The organism is Actinomadura sp. GC306 (assembly GCF_004348665.1).
In the GTDB taxonomy this organism is placed as follows: domain Bacteria; phylum Actinomycetota; class Actinomycetes; order Streptosporangiales; family Streptosporangiaceae; genus Spirillospora.
The window spans coordinates 1-14,935 of sequence record NZ_SMKM01000161.1 but is presented as its reverse complement, the minus strand read 5'-3'; the positions used below and the strand labels follow the sequence as shown (position 1 = coordinate 14,935).

The following is a 14,935-nucleotide window of genomic DNA, read 5'->3' as shown; positions in this document are numbered from 1 at the left end:
GGTGGCGGAGGACGACCTCGCGCTGAGCGGCGATCAGTTCGCGGCCGGTGCGGAGGTATTCGAGGACGGCCGCCTCGGAGGCGCGGTTGAGCGGGCCGGGGATGCGTTCGGCCGGGCGGAGCGCGTCGGGCGGGTATGTGCCGTCGGCCGCGCGGATGAGCCGGCCGTTGACGAACCAGCCGGGCGCGGCATCGGGCGCGGACGTGAGCGGGTGGGCGCCGCGGCCCGCGAAGAGGGGCAGCGGGTCGACGGGGACGCCGGCGGCCGCCAGTTCGGCGAGGCCGTGCAGGAGATGCGTCAGGCCGTGCTCACCGGGCGCGTCGCAGCTCACGGCGGTGTGCGGGCGGTCGCCGAGGATCTCGGCGACGCGGCCGGTGAGGACGTTCCCCGGCCCGGCCTCGATGAAGGTGCGGGCGCCCGCGTCGTACATGGCCTCGATCTGCTCGGCGAAGCGCACCGGGGCGGTGTGCTGCCCGGCGAGGGCCGCGGCGAGGTCGGCGGGGTCGGTGTCGTGCGGGGCGGCGGTAGTCGCGGCCCAGACGGGGAACGCGGGCGAGCGCAGGTCGCGGGCCGGTACGTCGGCGGGCGGCGCGGCGGAGAGTTCGATCAGGTCGGTGTCGTCGAGGACGCCGGCGGCGCAGAGCGCGACGAGCTCGCCGTGGTCGTGGCCCGCGGCGAGGTCGGGGTGGATGCCGAGCGCGGTCAGCAGGCGGTGGACGGCGAGTCCGGCGATGCCGAGGGCGGGCCGGGCGGCGCGCTCGATCTCCGCCGCCCGGCGGGCGGTGTCGTCCGGTGTGAACGCGGCGGGCGGGAACATCGCCGGGGCGTACCGTCCGCCGGCGAGACGGAGGAGGCGCTGCAGGCGGGGGAACGCGACGAAGAGGTCGGCGAGCATGTTGGGCCGCTCGCTGCCCCGGCCGGGGAAGAGGAACGCCACCTGGCCCGCCTCACCGGCGGGAAGGAAGACGCCGGGCGCCTGGCGGAACTCGGCGGCGAGGGTGAGCTTGCGGCGCAGGTCGTCCAGGCCGGTCGCGACGAAGGCGACCTGGACGGGGCCCTGGAGGGAGGCGGCCGTCCGGGCGAGGTCGCGGAGCCGGGGTTCGCCGGCGCAGAGGCCGCGGAGGCGGTCGAGCTCGGCGCGGGCGGCCTCCCGGTCGTCCGCGCGGATCAGGAACAGCTCGGCGGGCCACTCGGGCAGCCCGGAAACGGGTTCGGGCGCGCCGTCGTACCCGGACAGGACGGCGTGGAAGTTCGCGCCCCCGTGCCCGAAGGCGCTCAGCCCCGCGTACCGGTCGCGGGGGCGGGTCGCCCACGGCCGGGCGGCGCCGCCGAACACGAACGGGCCGTCCGGCTCCCACTCGGACGCGGGCCGGACGATGTGCGGCGCCCCGGGAAGCACGCCCCTGTGCAGGGCGTACGCGGTCTTGATGAGGCCGGCGAGCCCCGCGGCGCGGCGGGTGTGGCCGATCTGCGCCTTGACCGAGCCGAGCGTGACGCTGCCCGGCGCCGCGCCCGTGAACGCCGCGGCGAGGGCGGACAGCTCCGTCCTGTCGTCGGTTTCGGCGCCGGTGCCGTGCGTCTCGATCAGGCCGATCGACGCGGGGGCGATGCCCGCGCGCTCGTAGGCGCGGTCGAGGGCGAGGCACTGCCCGTCGGCGCGGGGCGTGGTCAGGCCGTCCGAGCGCCCGTCGCTGGACGCGGCGACGGACTTGACGACGGCGTACACGCGGTCACCGTCGCGTTCGGCGTCCGCGAGGCGCTTGAGGACGACGCACGCGACGCCCTCGCCAGGCACGATGCCGTCGGCGGACGCGTCGAACGCGGCGGACCGGCCGGACGGCGACAGCTCCGGCGCGAGCAGCAGGTAGTCCCGGACGCCGGTGGCCAGGTCGGCGGCGCCGCACAGCACCATGTCGCTGGCGCCCGCGGCGAGGTCCTTGCAGGCGGCGTCGAGGGCGGCGAGGGACGCGGCGCCCGCGGCGTCCACGGTGTAGCCGGTGCCGGCGAGGTCGAGGACGTGCGCGATCCGCCCGGCGATCACGTTGGTGAGGACGCCCGCGAGGGACTCCCCGGTCGGGCGCGGCAGCCGCTCGTCCAGCTCGGCGGGCACCTCGCCCAGGTAGGACGGGAGCATCGCCCGGACGCCGTAGGCGGTGGCGAGGTCACCGCCGCCGTCGGCGCCGAAGAACACCGACGTCCGGGAGCGGTCGAACGGCCGGTCGGCGTACCCGGCGTCCCGGAGCGCGCGGGAGGCGACCTCCAGCGCGAGGAGCTGGACCGGGGCGATGCCGCCGAGCGCGGCGGGCCGGATGCCGTACGCCTCGGGGTCGAAGGGGACGTCCGGCAGGAGACCGCCCCATTTGGGCGGTATCGGGTTGTCCGGGAACTCGGTGTCCTCGCACATGACCTCGGTGATGCGGTCCGCACCCGCGACGATGTCCGCCCAGTAGCGGTCCGCGTCGCGGGCGCCGGGGAACACGCAGCCGATGCCGATGATCGCGACGTCGGCCGGGCGGGGCCGCCGGCCGCCCGGCCCGGAGGCGCGCGTCCCGCCGACGCCCAGCTCCGCCGCGCGGGCCGCCAGGAACGCCGTCGCGCCAGACGTCACCTCTTCGTGGAGCGCGGCGATCCCGGTCGTGGCCGAGCGCAGCGCCGCGGCGTCCCCGAGCACGTAGAGCCCGGCGGTCCGCTGCTCGTCGGCGTCGACCGGGTTGGAGCGCCGCACGCCCTTGGCGGCGACGCCGAGCCGGGCGAGGTTCAGCTTCTCCAGCCGCCGCCCGACCTCGCCGCCGGACGTCCCGACCTGCTCCAGCTCCCGGCGGGTCTCGGCGAACGTGTCCACGTACGGGGTGCGGGCGCACCGGGTCGCCAGGCCGGCGGACGACTCCAGCAAGGCCGTCCCGTCGCAGGCGAGCGCGACGTCCTGGAACCCGGGCTGGATCGCGCCGGTCGCGACCGCCTCCGTGGTGAACAGGTAGCCCGTGCCCATCAGGACGCGGATGTCGGCGCCCCGTTCCGCCAGCGGCCCGGCCAGCGCCGCGACCATGGCCGCGGACCGCTCGTCGTGGACGGCGCCCGCGAACATCACCGACAGCTCGCCGGCGTCGCCGTCGAACGCCATCAGCCGCTCGACCTGGGCCTCCCAGAGCGCGAAGGCGGGCCGCGGCCCGGCGTGCCCGCCCGCCTCCCGGCCGGTGAAGACGAACTTCCGTGCGCCCTCGTCCAGGAAACGGTCGAGCAGGCCGGGCGACGGGACGTGCAGGTAGGCGCTGACCCCGGCGTCCTCCAGCGCCGCGGCCTCCGCGGCGCACCCGCCGGCGACGAGCGCGTACGGGGGCGCGGCCGCGCGGACGGCGGCGAGCTGCGCCGCACGGACCTCCGGGGGCGGGTACCCGGCGGGCACCGCGGCGGCGATGCCGACCCCCCAGGGCCGCCCGCCGAGCCGGTCGGCGGTCTCGCGCAGCAGCGCCGCGACCTGCTCGCCGTCCATCAGGGCGAGCGCGAGGAACGGGAGGCCGCCCTCCTGCGCGACGGCCCCCGCGAACGCCGAGCGGTCGCTGACCTGGGCCATCGGCGCCTGGACGACCGGGTACGCGCGGCCGGAGGCGTCCTCGCGCGGTGCCAGCGGCTCCGCCCGGACGGCGGCGCGCAGGTGCGCGGCGATCTGCTCGCGGACCTCCTGGACCACTCCCCCGGCCGTCTTGTGCCGGGCCGCGAGCGCGGCGGCCGCCGGCCCGTCCAGCCCCACCGGCAGGGCCCGTCCTCCGGTGAGGGTCTCCGGCTCCACGAGCGCGGCTTCGACCTCGGCGGACGGGTCCGCCTCCCGGACGAGCGCGAGCTGCACGTCGAGGACGACCCCGGCCGCGCCGCCCGCGACCGCCGCCGCCGCCGTGTGCGGGCCGATGCCGCCCGCCGCGTAGACCGGGACGTCCACCGACGAGTCGGCCAAGAGCCGCTGAAGCAGGACGAACGTGCCCAGCTCGCCGACGCGTCCACCCGCTTCGGCGCCGCGCGCGATGAGCCCGACGTCGCCGGTGAACCCGCGGGCGACGGGGATGACGGCGGCGGCCTCGTCCGGGTCCACGACCTCGACCAGCAGGCGGCGGCCCCGCGCGAACCCGGCGACGTCCAGCGAGTCGTCGGACCGCAGCGCCGGGGCGTCCACGAGGACGGTGTCGGCGGCGGCCGGGATCTCGGTGGGCCGGACGCGGCAGCCCGCGGGCACGCGGATCCCGAACGGGCCCGTCCACCAGCGGCGCACGTCGGTGAGGGCGGCGAGCCCGGCCGCGCGGTCGGCGCCGAGGTCGAGCACCCCCGTTCCGCCCGCGCGCGCGACCGCCACGGCCAGATGCGGCGCTGGACGGCCGAACGGGGTCACCCCGACGATCTCGGGCCGCGCCCGGCTCTCCGGCGTCCGCCCGTACACGCCCGTCTCCGCCGCCATGCAGTGCCCCCCGACGTTCCGCCCGGCCCAGGCCGCGCTCCCGGACCGGTGCCGGCCCGGCGCGGCTCGCATCAACGAGGCGCCACACTACGGTCGGTGAACATCACGTCACCGTGACGACACACCCGAGTGCGCAGCGATGACGGGCCCGCAAAGAACTTTGGAACGTCCCTTGACGCGCCGCAGACCGCGGCCGAGGCGGGCGTGCGGATCGGCCGGGTGCAGGTCGGCCGGGCGCGGGTCGGCCGGGCGCGAGTCGGCCGGGCGCGAGTCGGCCGGGGACGGATCAGCCGGGTGCGGTGAGCCGCTGCGGCCGGATGCCGTGCCTGATCGTGCCCTCGTCGAGCCAGCGGTCCAGATACCGCCAGGTGGTCTTCCTGGCGGAGCGCCCGGTCAGGACGTCCAGGTGCCCGCCGCCGGCGATCTCGAAGCGCACCTGCGGCGCCCCGCCGAGCAGCCGGATGAGGGGCAGGACCGCCCGGACCGGCGCGACGGCGTCACCGCGTCCGGCGATGGCCAGCACCGGCACCCGCACGTCGGCGAGATCCACTGTTCGGCCGCCGATCTCGACTCCGCCGCGCATCAGCGCGTTGTTGCGGGAAAGGGCACGGTAAATGCGCTTCGCGGCGCGTCCGGAGTAGCCGCTCATCTCCTGCGCGAAATGATCGATAGCCTCGGCCTGAGCAAGGAAATCGGCATTGTCGAGATGGGTCAGTATTAGGCAGGGCCGAACCATGTACTTGTCTATTCCGGCGGCTTGGTAGGCCCGTTTCACCAGTGGCCCCGGCATGACCGCGTGCCGAACCGCATTCGGGTCGACGGGGGCGGCGATGACCGCGGCGGACGCGATCGGCAGGCCCGGCCCGGCCGCGGCGGTGAGCAGCGCGACGACCCCGCCGAGGCCCCAGCCGACGAGCTGGACGGGCTGGCCGCCCGTGTCCCGGTGCACCGCCCGGATCGCGGCGGGCAGCACGTCCGAGACCCATTCCGCCAGGTCCGGCTCGTGGTCCGCGCGGCGGACCGGCCCGTGATCGAGCAGGTAGCCGAGCCGCCCGGCCCGGACCACGTGCTCGGCGAGACTGCACCCGCGGCGCAGGTCGTAGCAGCGCGCCGGCGCCCCCGGCGGCGGGACGAACAGCACCGGCGGCCCCGCCGGCACCACCCCCTCCGGCGGCCGGTAGCGGTACACCGACCGCCGCGGGCCGTCCTCGACCGGGTCCGCCGGCATCGGGCGCAGATCGGCGACATGCCCGTGCGCCGCCAGCCGGAGGAGATTGCTCGTGGCTGCTCGCAGGCCCCGCGGGGAGAGGATCATTTTCGCATTATCCATCCGCATCCGACGCACCCGCCCGGCGCGCATTGACCAAAGGCGGCCGCGTCCGAGATACACGGTCCGCTCAATGCATTGAAACACTGGTCAGCGCACGGGCGATATCGTCCGCCTGTGAACCCTTCGTTAATTCGGCTCGACGGCGCGATATTTCGGGCGGCCCCATCGGAGGCGCCGGGCAGGCGCGTGCGGCGCAGCGCAGGGTCACCAGGGGCTGCGTCCGCGCGGGCCGTCCCCTGAGAACGGGCGCGCGGCCGCCACCACGGCGGACAGCAGCACCACCACCGCCGCCCCGCCGACGAGGTTCAGGCCGGACGTCGCGAACGCCGCGTCCAGGGGGCCCTTCAGCGTCAGCGGCACGATCGTCAGCAGCGCGACCGCGATGCCGCCGATCCACGCGAACGCCCGGACCGGGCGCGCCGCCGTCGCCAGCAGCAGGTGCATCAGCGCGGTCCCCTGGATCGTCCCCGCGAAGGCGCACAGCGCGTAGCTGCCCGCGGCGGCCTCCGGGGCGGTGTGCTCGCCCGCGAACACGGGGGCCTCCACGCCGAACAGCGTGCGCAGCCCGAGCACCGCGGCGAACGCCAGCATCGCCCCGCCGAACGCGGCGGCCCCGCCGGTCCACCACAGCGCGCGCAGCGGCGGGTCCGACCGGGCGGCGATCTCCTCGTGCAGCGCGACGAACTCCTCGTACCGCCTCGCCGGCGCCTCCGCCGGGCGCCGCCGCGCCGAGGAGGGGCAGCGGAACGACCGTTCCCAGGGCCGTGGCGCAGAGCGGCCGGCGTGCCTGCCGGGCAGACCGCCGGAGTACCGCCCGAAAGACGAATCGGGCATCGTTCCCTCCCCCGGTGCGAACGATGAAGTGCTACCCGGCGCCGAAGGGGGGAACTCCCCCAAGCCCACCATTTTGCCGACGTTTGGCCGCGTTCCCCGATCCGGCGGGCCTAGGGGGAGACAGCGAAGTCCCCGGGGAGACGCGCTCCCCGGGGACCCTCTCTCGGCCGGGCGTCAGACCTGGCCGGCCTTCTCCAGCGCCGCGCAGCACGTGCCCGTGATCAGGCGCGCCACCACGTACGGGTCGACGTTGGCGTTCGGCCGCCGGTCCTCGATGTAGCCGCACTTGTCGACCTCGACCTGCCACGGGATCCGCACCGACGCGCCGCGGTCCGACACGCCGTAGCTGTACTCGCTCCACGGCGCCGTCTCGTGCATCCCGGTCAGCCGCCGCTCGATGTCGGCGCCGTACCCGGCCACGTGCTCCGGCGCCCGCTCCGCGAGCGCCTCGCACGCCGTGATGATCGCGTCGTACCCCTCGCGCATGGCCTTGGTCGAGAAGTTCGTGTGCGCCCCGGCGCCGTTCCAGTCGCCCGCGACCGGCTTCGGGTCGAGGGTGGCGGACACGCCGTAGTTCTCGGCGACGCGGTAGAGCAGCCACCGCGCGACCCACATGTGGTCACCGACCTCCAGCGGCCCCGCCGGGCCGATCTGGAACTCCCACTGCCCCGGCATGACCTCGGCGTTGATGCCCGAGAGCTTCAGCCCGGCCGCCAGGCACGCGTCCATGTGCGCCTCGACGATCTCGCGTCCGAACACCTCGTCGGCGCCCACACCGCAGTAGTAGAAGCCCTGCGGCGCCGGGAACCCGCGCTCCGGGAAGCCGAGCGGGCGGCCGTCCTTGAAGAACGTGTACTCCTGCTCGATCCCGTACCAGGACTCCTGCGCCTCGTACTGCTCGGCGATCGGGCGCAGCTGCGCCCGCGTGTTGGTCTCGTGGGGCGTCCCGTCCACGAGGAAGACCTCGCACAGCACCAGCTTGTGGTCGCCGCCCCGGATGGGGTCGGGGCACGTGAAAACGGGCTTGAGGACGCAGTCGGACTTGTCGCCCGGCGCCTGGTTGGTGCTGGACCCGTCGAAGCCCCACACCGCCGGCTCGGCGCCGTCCGCGACGATCCTGGTCTTGGAGCGCAGCCGGGCGGTCGGCCGGGTGCCGTCGATCCAGATGTATTCGGCCTTGTAGCTCAACGTGGGTCGTCCCTTCGAGGCGGCTTCAGCACGCCCCAACCTGTCAACCAGGCATTTCGGACCTGTTGCCCATATGTGAACCCCATGTAAACGGGTTTCCGGACGGCCCCCGCCAGCGATCACCAGGGCCCCCACCGGCCGCCCCGGAGCCCGAAGCACGACGCGCAACCGCCGATTCCGTTCACAAAAAACGCCGAATTGCCACTCCTGCGCCATTATCACCTTACCCACAAACCCCTGCCACCAGCCGATACACAAATGATCACGAACCAATAACACCCCGGCGTGTACCGCCATACCGCCCGGGTACCCCGAACCCGCTCAAGACAAGACGCAAGAATTCAAAGGAGGAATGCGTCTATGCGAAGGGTTATTACCAACCTGTCCGCGATCGCGATCGCGCTGCTGACCGTGCTCGCCCTCACCTCCGCCCCCGTCTCGGCCCGCGAGGCCGCGGCACCGGCGCCGCTGGACAGCGTCCCGGTCACGGGCACCGCGGCCGACGGCTCGACCTTCACCGGGACGGTCGTGCCGGCGACCTTCACGTCCGAGGGCCGCCGGCTGTTGCTCAACGGCACCCTCGACGGCACGCTGCGCGACGCGTCCGGCGCGACCACCGGCACCGTGACCGACCAGGCCGTGACGCTCCCCGTCGGCTTGCCCGCGGGCAACTGCCCGATCCTGGACCTGACCCTGGGGCCGCTGGACCTCGACCTCCTCGGGCTGACGGTCCACCTCGACCGCGTCGTCCTGGACATCACGGCCGTCTCCGGCCCCGGCAAGCTGCTCGGCAACCTGCTGTGCGCCATCGCCGGCATCCTCGACGGCCCCGGCGACCTGGGCCTGCTCCCGGCCCTCCTCGCCCAGCTGAACGCCCTCCTCGGCCTGGGCCGCTGACCGCTCCCCCAAGCCGGGCGACCGACCCCTCGTCCCACCAGGACGGGGGGTCGCGCCGTGAACCGATGAATCCGGGGAACGAGCCTGGTCCATCCCTACAGACCACAACCGCACGAACCCCGGAGATGTCCAATGACCACCGATGCGCTACCGCCCGTCGTCGACACCGAGACCTGGCAGCGCCACCTCGACGACCTGCGAGCCCGTGAGAAGGCCGCGACCCGCGAACTCGACGCGATCGCCGCCCAGCGCCGCCGCATGCCGATGGTCGAGATGCCCGACTACACCCTCGAAGGCGAAGAAGGCGAAACCCGCCTGGCCGACATCTTCGAGGGCAAATCCCAGCTGATCGTCTACAACCACATGTGGTTCCCCGGCGAGGAATGGCAGTGCGACGGCTGCACCGGCCTGACGGCGCAGTTCACACGCCTGGAGTTCCTGGACGCGTACGACGCCAGGTTCGTCATCGTCACCCAGGGCCCGATCGACGAGGCCCTCGCGTACAAGCGCAAGGTCGGAAACAAGATGCCCTGGTACTCCACCGCGAACAGCCCGTTCGGCGCCGACGTCGGCGCACCCGCCAACGGGCACTTCGCGGTCAACGTGTTCCTCCGCGACGGCGACACCGTCTACCGCACCTGGCACACCAACGGCCGCGGCACCGAACAACTCACCCACACCTTCGCCCTGATCGACCTACTCCCCTACGGCCGCCAAGAAGAATGGCAGGACTCCCCAGAAGGCTGGCCCCAGTCCCCCACCTACAGCAAATGGCCAACCTCCCAGGATATAGCCACTCGCTACGGCCCGACCGTCAACTCTCCGGAACCTCCGGCGCAATAACCGGCTCGCCGTAGGTAGCACTTCCCTGCCTGCCGGAGGACAGCTTGATAATGGCGTGGCCGTTGCTACCCCCGGCCAAGAAACACTGACCCTTTTTCATCGGTCCGGGGGGGACGTCGATCACAGCATGATCGCGATCGGGACGTTCGGCGGGTGAAGTGAAGAAGCCCCTGGTAGACGGGTTGATCACCACAACCACCACGTCGCACCAGGGGCCTCGCATGCGGTTCTACCGCGCCGCCGTCGATTTGTCGCGTCCGACTCTGAACTACCTGGCCGGTGTGCTCCGCAGGCACCGCAAGGCGATCGGGTCGCCCGGGCGGCGGCTCAACCCCGGCCGTCAGGCCCTGCTGGTGCTGGTCCACCTGCGGAAAGGCGACACCTTCACCGAACTCGGGGCCGGGTTCGGGGTATCGACGAGCACCGCCTGAAGGTACGTCCAGGAGGCGGTGGCGCTGCTGTCGGCGCGGTCGCCGAAACTGGCGGCGGCGCTGGACAGGGCCCAACGGGACGGGCTGCACCTGCTGGTGCTGGACGGCACGCTCATCGCTTGTGACCGGGTACGCGCCGACCGGCCGTACTACTCGGCCAAACACCGATGCCACGGAATGAACGTGCAGGTCATCGCCAGCCCTGACGGGACGATCGTGTGGACGTCGGGGGCGATGCCCGGCAAGATCCACGACCTGACCGCCGCCCGCGTCTGGGGCATCCTGCGCGCATTGAACAAGGCCGGCATCCTCACCCTGGCCGACAAGGCCTACCAAGGAGCCGAAGCCCCGGTCGTCATCACGCCCTACAAGGGCAAGAACAAGCCCGAGTCCCAGAAGCAGGCCAACCGGGCGCACGCCAAGCTCCGCGGCCCCGGCGAACGCGCAAACGCCCAGCTCAAATCATGGCGGCTCCTCCGCAAGCTCCGCTGCAGCCCCGGCAAGGCCGGCCACCTGGTCAAGGCCATCGCCGTCCTACAGAACTACGAACTCACCCACGGATGAAAAGGGTCACTCGCTCATCACGTACGGCGGGCCCTCCACCCGAAACCGCACCTCTCCATCTGGTCACGGCCAAGGCCGGGTAGGGCGCCATCTTGGCAAGCATCCGACCTGAGGTAAGGGATACCAGACTTAACAGTAAGCATCGCATACGCCATGGCTCGCGTCTCACCGACAAGCGTCCGAACCCGGCACCTCGGGAGCAAGCATGGCGATGTGGGTTACTCCGAAACAGGCCAGCGCACTCGAAGAGGACGTCTGCGGGAAGCTCGACTGGACCTTCCTCGGGTCTGCCTCCTCCCACTCCCAGTTCGCCGGCCTCCTGGCGGGCTTCGTCCTCGCCATCATGGGCATCCTGCTCGCACAAAGAGGCAACGACGGCAAGCGGATTCTCGCCCTCACACTCTTCTCTGCTGCCTTCTTCGTGCTCGCGGTAGACAGCGTCCTGTTCGGAATCATCGCAGGGGAAAGGACCTGCATTCGGGCTCACACTGAAGGCTTGATCGCCTCTGGACTGCTCGCTATGGGGGGTGCGCTGGCACTAGCGGGCCTTGCGTGGCTGTTCGACATCTCCATCGACGGCGAGGGCCGCAAGGAGCTGGTCAGGATCGCTGTGGTCACCGCGTACGGAACCCAGCTCGTCGGTATCCTCCTGGTGACCCAAACGGTCTACGGTTTCCAGCACGACCTCAGCACGGCGAAGTATTGGAAGTACACTAGCCTGCCTGAGTGGACAGTCTGGGTGTGGACCGCAACCGTCTTGATTCTCCTGCTCATCCGCATCGCTCGGCGTCCTCGAATCCTGGGCCCTCAAGCACGGGCGCTCAGGCTCGCCAGCTACTACGCGGTCGGCTGCACAATGGCCAGCGTCATACTTTTCGGCATGGTCGTAGGGATGGACCGAACCATTTGGGAGCCGCAGATCACCACTAATCTAACCTGGGTTACGGCGATCCTGACATTGGTGCTCCCCACTGTCGGCCTCCTCATACTAGGGCGAGCCATTCCTCGTAGTTCAGACTAATTTCCAGGCCAGCCCGGAGCCACCACGCAGTCCGAAAGACCCAACATCTGGAGCCCTCAGCATGTGGGGCAATCCGGTGACCTCCAGATGACTACTTGGCACAGCCCAGCCCCTTCGCCATGAGGGGGCACGCGGCGAAGGACGTCGACAATCCAGCGGTCGCTCATCGCGGCAGGGCTGCGGTCCTGTAGCGGCGGCCCAGCGGGAAGCGGTGGTGTGCGAGATCTGGCACCACTCGGCCGCCCGCCACATCGAACGGCTATCGTCCACCACGTACCACGCCAGACGGAGCCGACAACCCGGTCAGCGCGGCATGAGGACCATCTGGCGTGGCGTTGGCGTGCGGTAGCTCCACACACGCCAGCAGGGTCCCTCATCCAACCGGTGACGACGGCACCAACGTCCATGGGCAGTACGGGCCTAGGTGAGCTGACAGAGCGTCCCGCAATGGGGGCAGAAGGCGCGCTTGGCCGTCGATGTGACTTCCACTTTGCAGCCGGGGCAGGTGCCTTGCTCCCACAGCCCCGGCTCCGGCCCGAAGCCGCCATCGTAGAAGTCACGGTCGGGCCAGGCGACGAGCTCGGTGCTCGGGTGCCCATGCACGGGGTCGACACCTGACGGCTGCGAGACCTGGGCGAGGACCAGCGCCGAGGACATGAAGCTGCCCGCCTCCTGATGAGCGGGCAGCACCCGGCGGAGGACGTCGACCAGTTCGGGAAGGCTCAGGCGAAGCAGGTCCTCCGCCAGACGGTCACGCTCATCATCGTCGGTCACGGGCACCAAGCTACTCAGCGCGGCTCTCGGCGAAGGTCCCCGCGCTGATCACTCGGTTGGCCGCACGCAAGATCGAAGGCCATGGTCCGCGGGGGCGGATCATGGCCTTGGCGTGGGTGGGCGCGGCAGGTTTCGAACCTGCGGCCACTCGCTTGTAAGGCGAGTGCTCTACCCCTGAGCTACGCGCCCGGTGTTGACGGGAAAGCGTACCCGGTCGGAGCGGGGCATCGCGAAACGGGCGGTGCTCAGGTGTTCGGGGGTTCGGCGCTGATGTCGGCGAGGGCCGAGCGCTCGTCGCGCTGGATGGCGAGGTCGCCGATGGAGACCATGCCGATCGGGCGGTCGCCGTCCACGACGGGGACGCGGCGGATCGCGTGGCGGCGCATGAGGCGGACGGCCGTCTCCGCGTCCTCGCCGGGCGCCACGGTGATCAGGTTGGTGCTGCAGATGTCGGCGACGGCGGTGGCCATGTCCTTCTGGAGGGCGACGGCGCGGACGACGATGTCGCGGTCGGTGACCAGGCCGCGCAGTCGCCCCTCGTGGACGACCAGGACGTCGCCGATGCCGTGCTTCCGCATGAGGTCGCCGACCTCCGCCAGGGACGTGTCCGGCGGCACCGCCACCGGGACCGGCGTCATCACCTCGTTCACCTTCTGGGCCATTGCGCGCACCTCCCTCGGAGGGTCGCGTACCCGGGGCCCGGCCGGATATGTCTAGGACTGGGAGTCCGGTCCGTCCTGTTCGGCGAGGAAGCGTTCGAACTGGGCGCCGAGTTCCTCGGCGGTGGGCATGTCGCCCGTTTCGGCGAGCAGGTTGTCGCGTTCGGCGGCGCCGGCGAAGGCGTCGTACTGCTGCTCCAGGGCCCGGACGACCTTCTCGACCTCGTCGTTGCCGTCGACCTGCTCGGCGATGTCGGCGTTGGTGGCGGCGGCCGCCTCGCGGAGCCGCTCGACCGGGAGCGCGAGGCCGGTGGCGTCGATGACGCCCTCCAGCGCCGCCACGGCGGCGGCCGGGTAGGCGGACTGGGCGAGGTAGTGCGGGACGTGCACGGCGAGGCCGAGGGCGTCGTGGCCCGCCTCGCCGAGCCGCAGTTCGAGGAGGCCCGCGGCGCTGCCGGGGACCTGGACCTTGTCGAACCAGGAGTTGCGGGTGACCAGCTCCGGCCGGGTGGCGTGCGAGGTGACGCCGACCGGGCGGGTGTGCGGAACGCCCATCGGGATGCCGTGGAAGCCGACGACGAGCGCGACGTCCAGGCGCTTCACGAGGTGCAGGACGGACGCGGTGAATCCCTCCCACAGCCGGTCGGGTTCGGGCCCGGACAGCATCAGGAACGGGCTGCCGGCCTCGTCGCGCAGCAGCCGGACGACCAGTTCGGGCGCCTCGTAGGAGGCCCAGTGGTCGCGGTCGAACGTCATCGGCGGACGGCGGGCCCGGTAGTCGATCAGTGAGTCGACGTCGAAGCGGGCGATGACGCGGTTCTCCAGTGCCTCCAGCAGGTGCTCGCGCACGAGCTGGCCGGTGGATCCGGCGTCCACGAAGCCGTCGAGGCTGTGCAGCAGCACCGGACCCGTCATTTCCGGCAGGTCGGCGTCGAGCTCGTACAGATCCTCAGGGTTAAGCAACGTATCCCCCACCTCTGATGTCGTCCGTCCCAACATTAGGACATGCGGGGGGTCATCCCTTGAACGGACGTGACACCGGTCACCCGAAGACGCGGCTGGCGAGGAAGTCCTCCGGGTGCAGGGTGGTGAGATCGTCGCGTCCGACGTCTCCGCCTCTGGCGAGGAGCCGGTTGGCGTGGCGGAGGCGGGCGCGTTCGATGGCGTTGCGGACGGAGCGCGCGTTGGCGAAGCGGGGCTGCTCGCGGCGGCGGGCGAGGTAGTCGCGGAAGACCGGCTCGGTCTCGGGGGCGAGGCCGTAGCCCTCGCGGTCCATCATCAGCCGGCCGATCGCCTCCAGTTCGGCGGTTTCGTAGTCGGGGAAGTCGATGTGGTGGGCGATGCGGGAGCTCATGCCGGGGTTGGACGCGAAGAAGGAGTCCATGCGGTCCTTGTAGCCGGCGAGGACGACGACCAGGTCGTCCCGCTGGTTCTCCATGACCTGGAGGAGGATCTCGATGGACTCCTGCCCGTAGTCGCGCTCGTTCTCGGCGCGGTAGAGGTAGTACGCCTCGTCGATGAACAGGACGCCGCCCATGGCCCTCTTCAGGACCTCCTTGGTCTTCGGGGCGGTGTGGCCGACGTACTGGCCGACGAGGTCGTCGCGGGTGACGGAGACCAGGTGGCCGCGGCGGACGTAGCCGAGGCGGTGGAACAGTTCGGCGAGCCGCAGCGCGACGGACGTCTTGCCCGTGCCGGGGCGGCCGGTGAAGCACATGTGCAGGTTGGGGCGTCCGGAGTCGATGCCGAAGCGGGCGCGGACGCGGTCGACCAGCAGCAGCGCGGCGATCTCGCGGATGCGGGTCTTGACGGGCGCGAGGCCGACGAGTTCGCGGTCCAGGGCGTCCAGGACGGCGTCGACCTGGGAGTCGGCGCGTTCCCGGGCGAGGTCGACGCGCGCTCCGGGCGGCAGCGGCTCGGGTCCGGGAGGGCACGGCTCGGCTCCGGGAG

General features: G+C 72.0%; 11 protein-coding genes, 1 tRNA gene and 1 pseudogene. 4 read left to right on the top strand and 9 right to left on the bottom strand.

The features are described from left to right. The 4 genes from E1200_RS21315 to glnII all read right to left on the bottom strand — a co-directional run. The coding region (locus E1200_RS21315) for a beta-ketoacyl synthase N-terminal-like domain-containing protein (protein WP_207933471.1) at positions 1 to 4,444 on the bottom strand (4,444 nt) is incomplete at its 3' end. Positions 4,445 to 4,730: 286 nt separating this feature from the next. After that, a complete protein-coding gene (locus E1200_RS21305; protein ID WP_131953820.1) occupies positions 4,731 to 5,759 on the bottom strand; it encodes an alpha/beta hydrolase in 1,029 nt (342 codons plus the stop codon). A gap of 219 nt (positions 5,760 to 5,978) precedes the next feature. After that, a complete protein-coding gene (locus tag E1200_RS21300) occupies positions 5,979 to 6,608 on the bottom strand; it encodes a DUF6069 family protein (protein ID WP_131953819.1) in 630 nt (209 codons plus the stop codon). A 174-nt stretch (positions 6,609 to 6,782) separates the two neighbouring features. Then, positions 6,783 to 7,796 (bottom strand): glutamine synthetase GlnII, encoded by a 1,014-nt coding sequence (gene glnII / locus E1200_RS21295; RefSeq protein WP_131953818.1) that lies wholly within the window; start codon positions 7,794 to 7,796, stop codon positions 6,783 to 6,785. A gap of 360 nt (positions 7,797 to 8,156) precedes the next feature. Here glnII and E1200_RS21290 point away from each other — a divergent pair, with 360 nt between their 5' ends. The 4 genes and pseudogenes from E1200_RS21290 to E1200_RS21275 all read left to right on the top strand — a co-directional run bounded on the left by E1200_RS21290 (position 8,157) and on the right by E1200_RS21275 (position 11,552). Continuing rightward, positions 8,157 to 8,693, top strand: a complete 537-nt coding sequence (locus tag E1200_RS21290; RefSeq protein ID WP_131953817.1) for a hypothetical protein — start codon at positions 8,157 to 8,159, stop codon at positions 8,691 to 8,693. 132 nt (positions 8,694 to 8,825) lie between these two features. Beyond that, positions 8,826 to 9,536, top strand: a complete 711-nt coding sequence (locus tag E1200_RS21285; protein WP_131953816.1) for a DUF899 family protein — start codon at positions 8,826 to 8,828, stop codon at positions 9,534 to 9,536. Positions 9,537 to 9,757: 221 nt separating this feature from the next. Then, positions 9,758 to 10,531 (top strand): annotated as a pseudogene (locus E1200_RS21280) (transposase family protein). 205 nt (positions 10,532 to 10,736) lie between these two features. After that, positions 10,737 to 11,552 carry a hypothetical protein gene (locus E1200_RS21275; RefSeq protein ID WP_131953815.1) on the top strand — a complete coding sequence of 272 codons (816 nt, stop codon included), beginning with the start codon at positions 10,737 to 10,739 and terminating at the stop codon, positions 11,550 to 11,552. A 420-nt stretch (positions 11,553 to 11,972) separates the two neighbouring features. Here E1200_RS21275 and E1200_RS21270 read toward each other — a convergent pair whose 3' ends face one another. The 5 genes from E1200_RS21270 to cbbX form a co-directional block, all read right to left on the bottom strand. Next, positions 11,973 to 12,326: a hypothetical protein gene (locus E1200_RS21270; protein WP_131953814.1), complete on the bottom strand. Its 354-nt coding sequence runs from the start codon at positions 12,324 to 12,326 to the stop codon at positions 11,973 to 11,975. Positions 12,327 to 12,443: 117 nt separating this feature from the next. Then, a tRNA-Val gene (locus E1200_RS21265) sits at positions 12,444 to 12,515 on the bottom strand. Positions 12,516 to 12,571: 56 nt separating this feature from the next. Further along, positions 12,572 to 12,988, bottom strand: a complete 417-nt coding sequence (locus tag E1200_RS21260; protein WP_131953813.1) for a CBS domain-containing protein — start codon at positions 12,986 to 12,988, stop codon at positions 12,572 to 12,574. Positions 12,989 to 13,039: 51 nt separating this feature from the next. Continuing rightward, entirely contained in the window at positions 13,040 to 13,948 is a 909-nt protein-coding gene (locus tag E1200_RS21255; RefSeq protein ID WP_207933470.1) for a PAC2 family protein, read from the bottom strand. A 79-nt stretch (positions 13,949 to 14,027) separates the two neighbouring features. Next, positions 14,028 to 14,935 (bottom strand): CbbX protein (gene cbbX / locus E1200_RS21250; protein WP_207933469.1); only part of this gene is annotated, 908 nt, incomplete at its 5' end.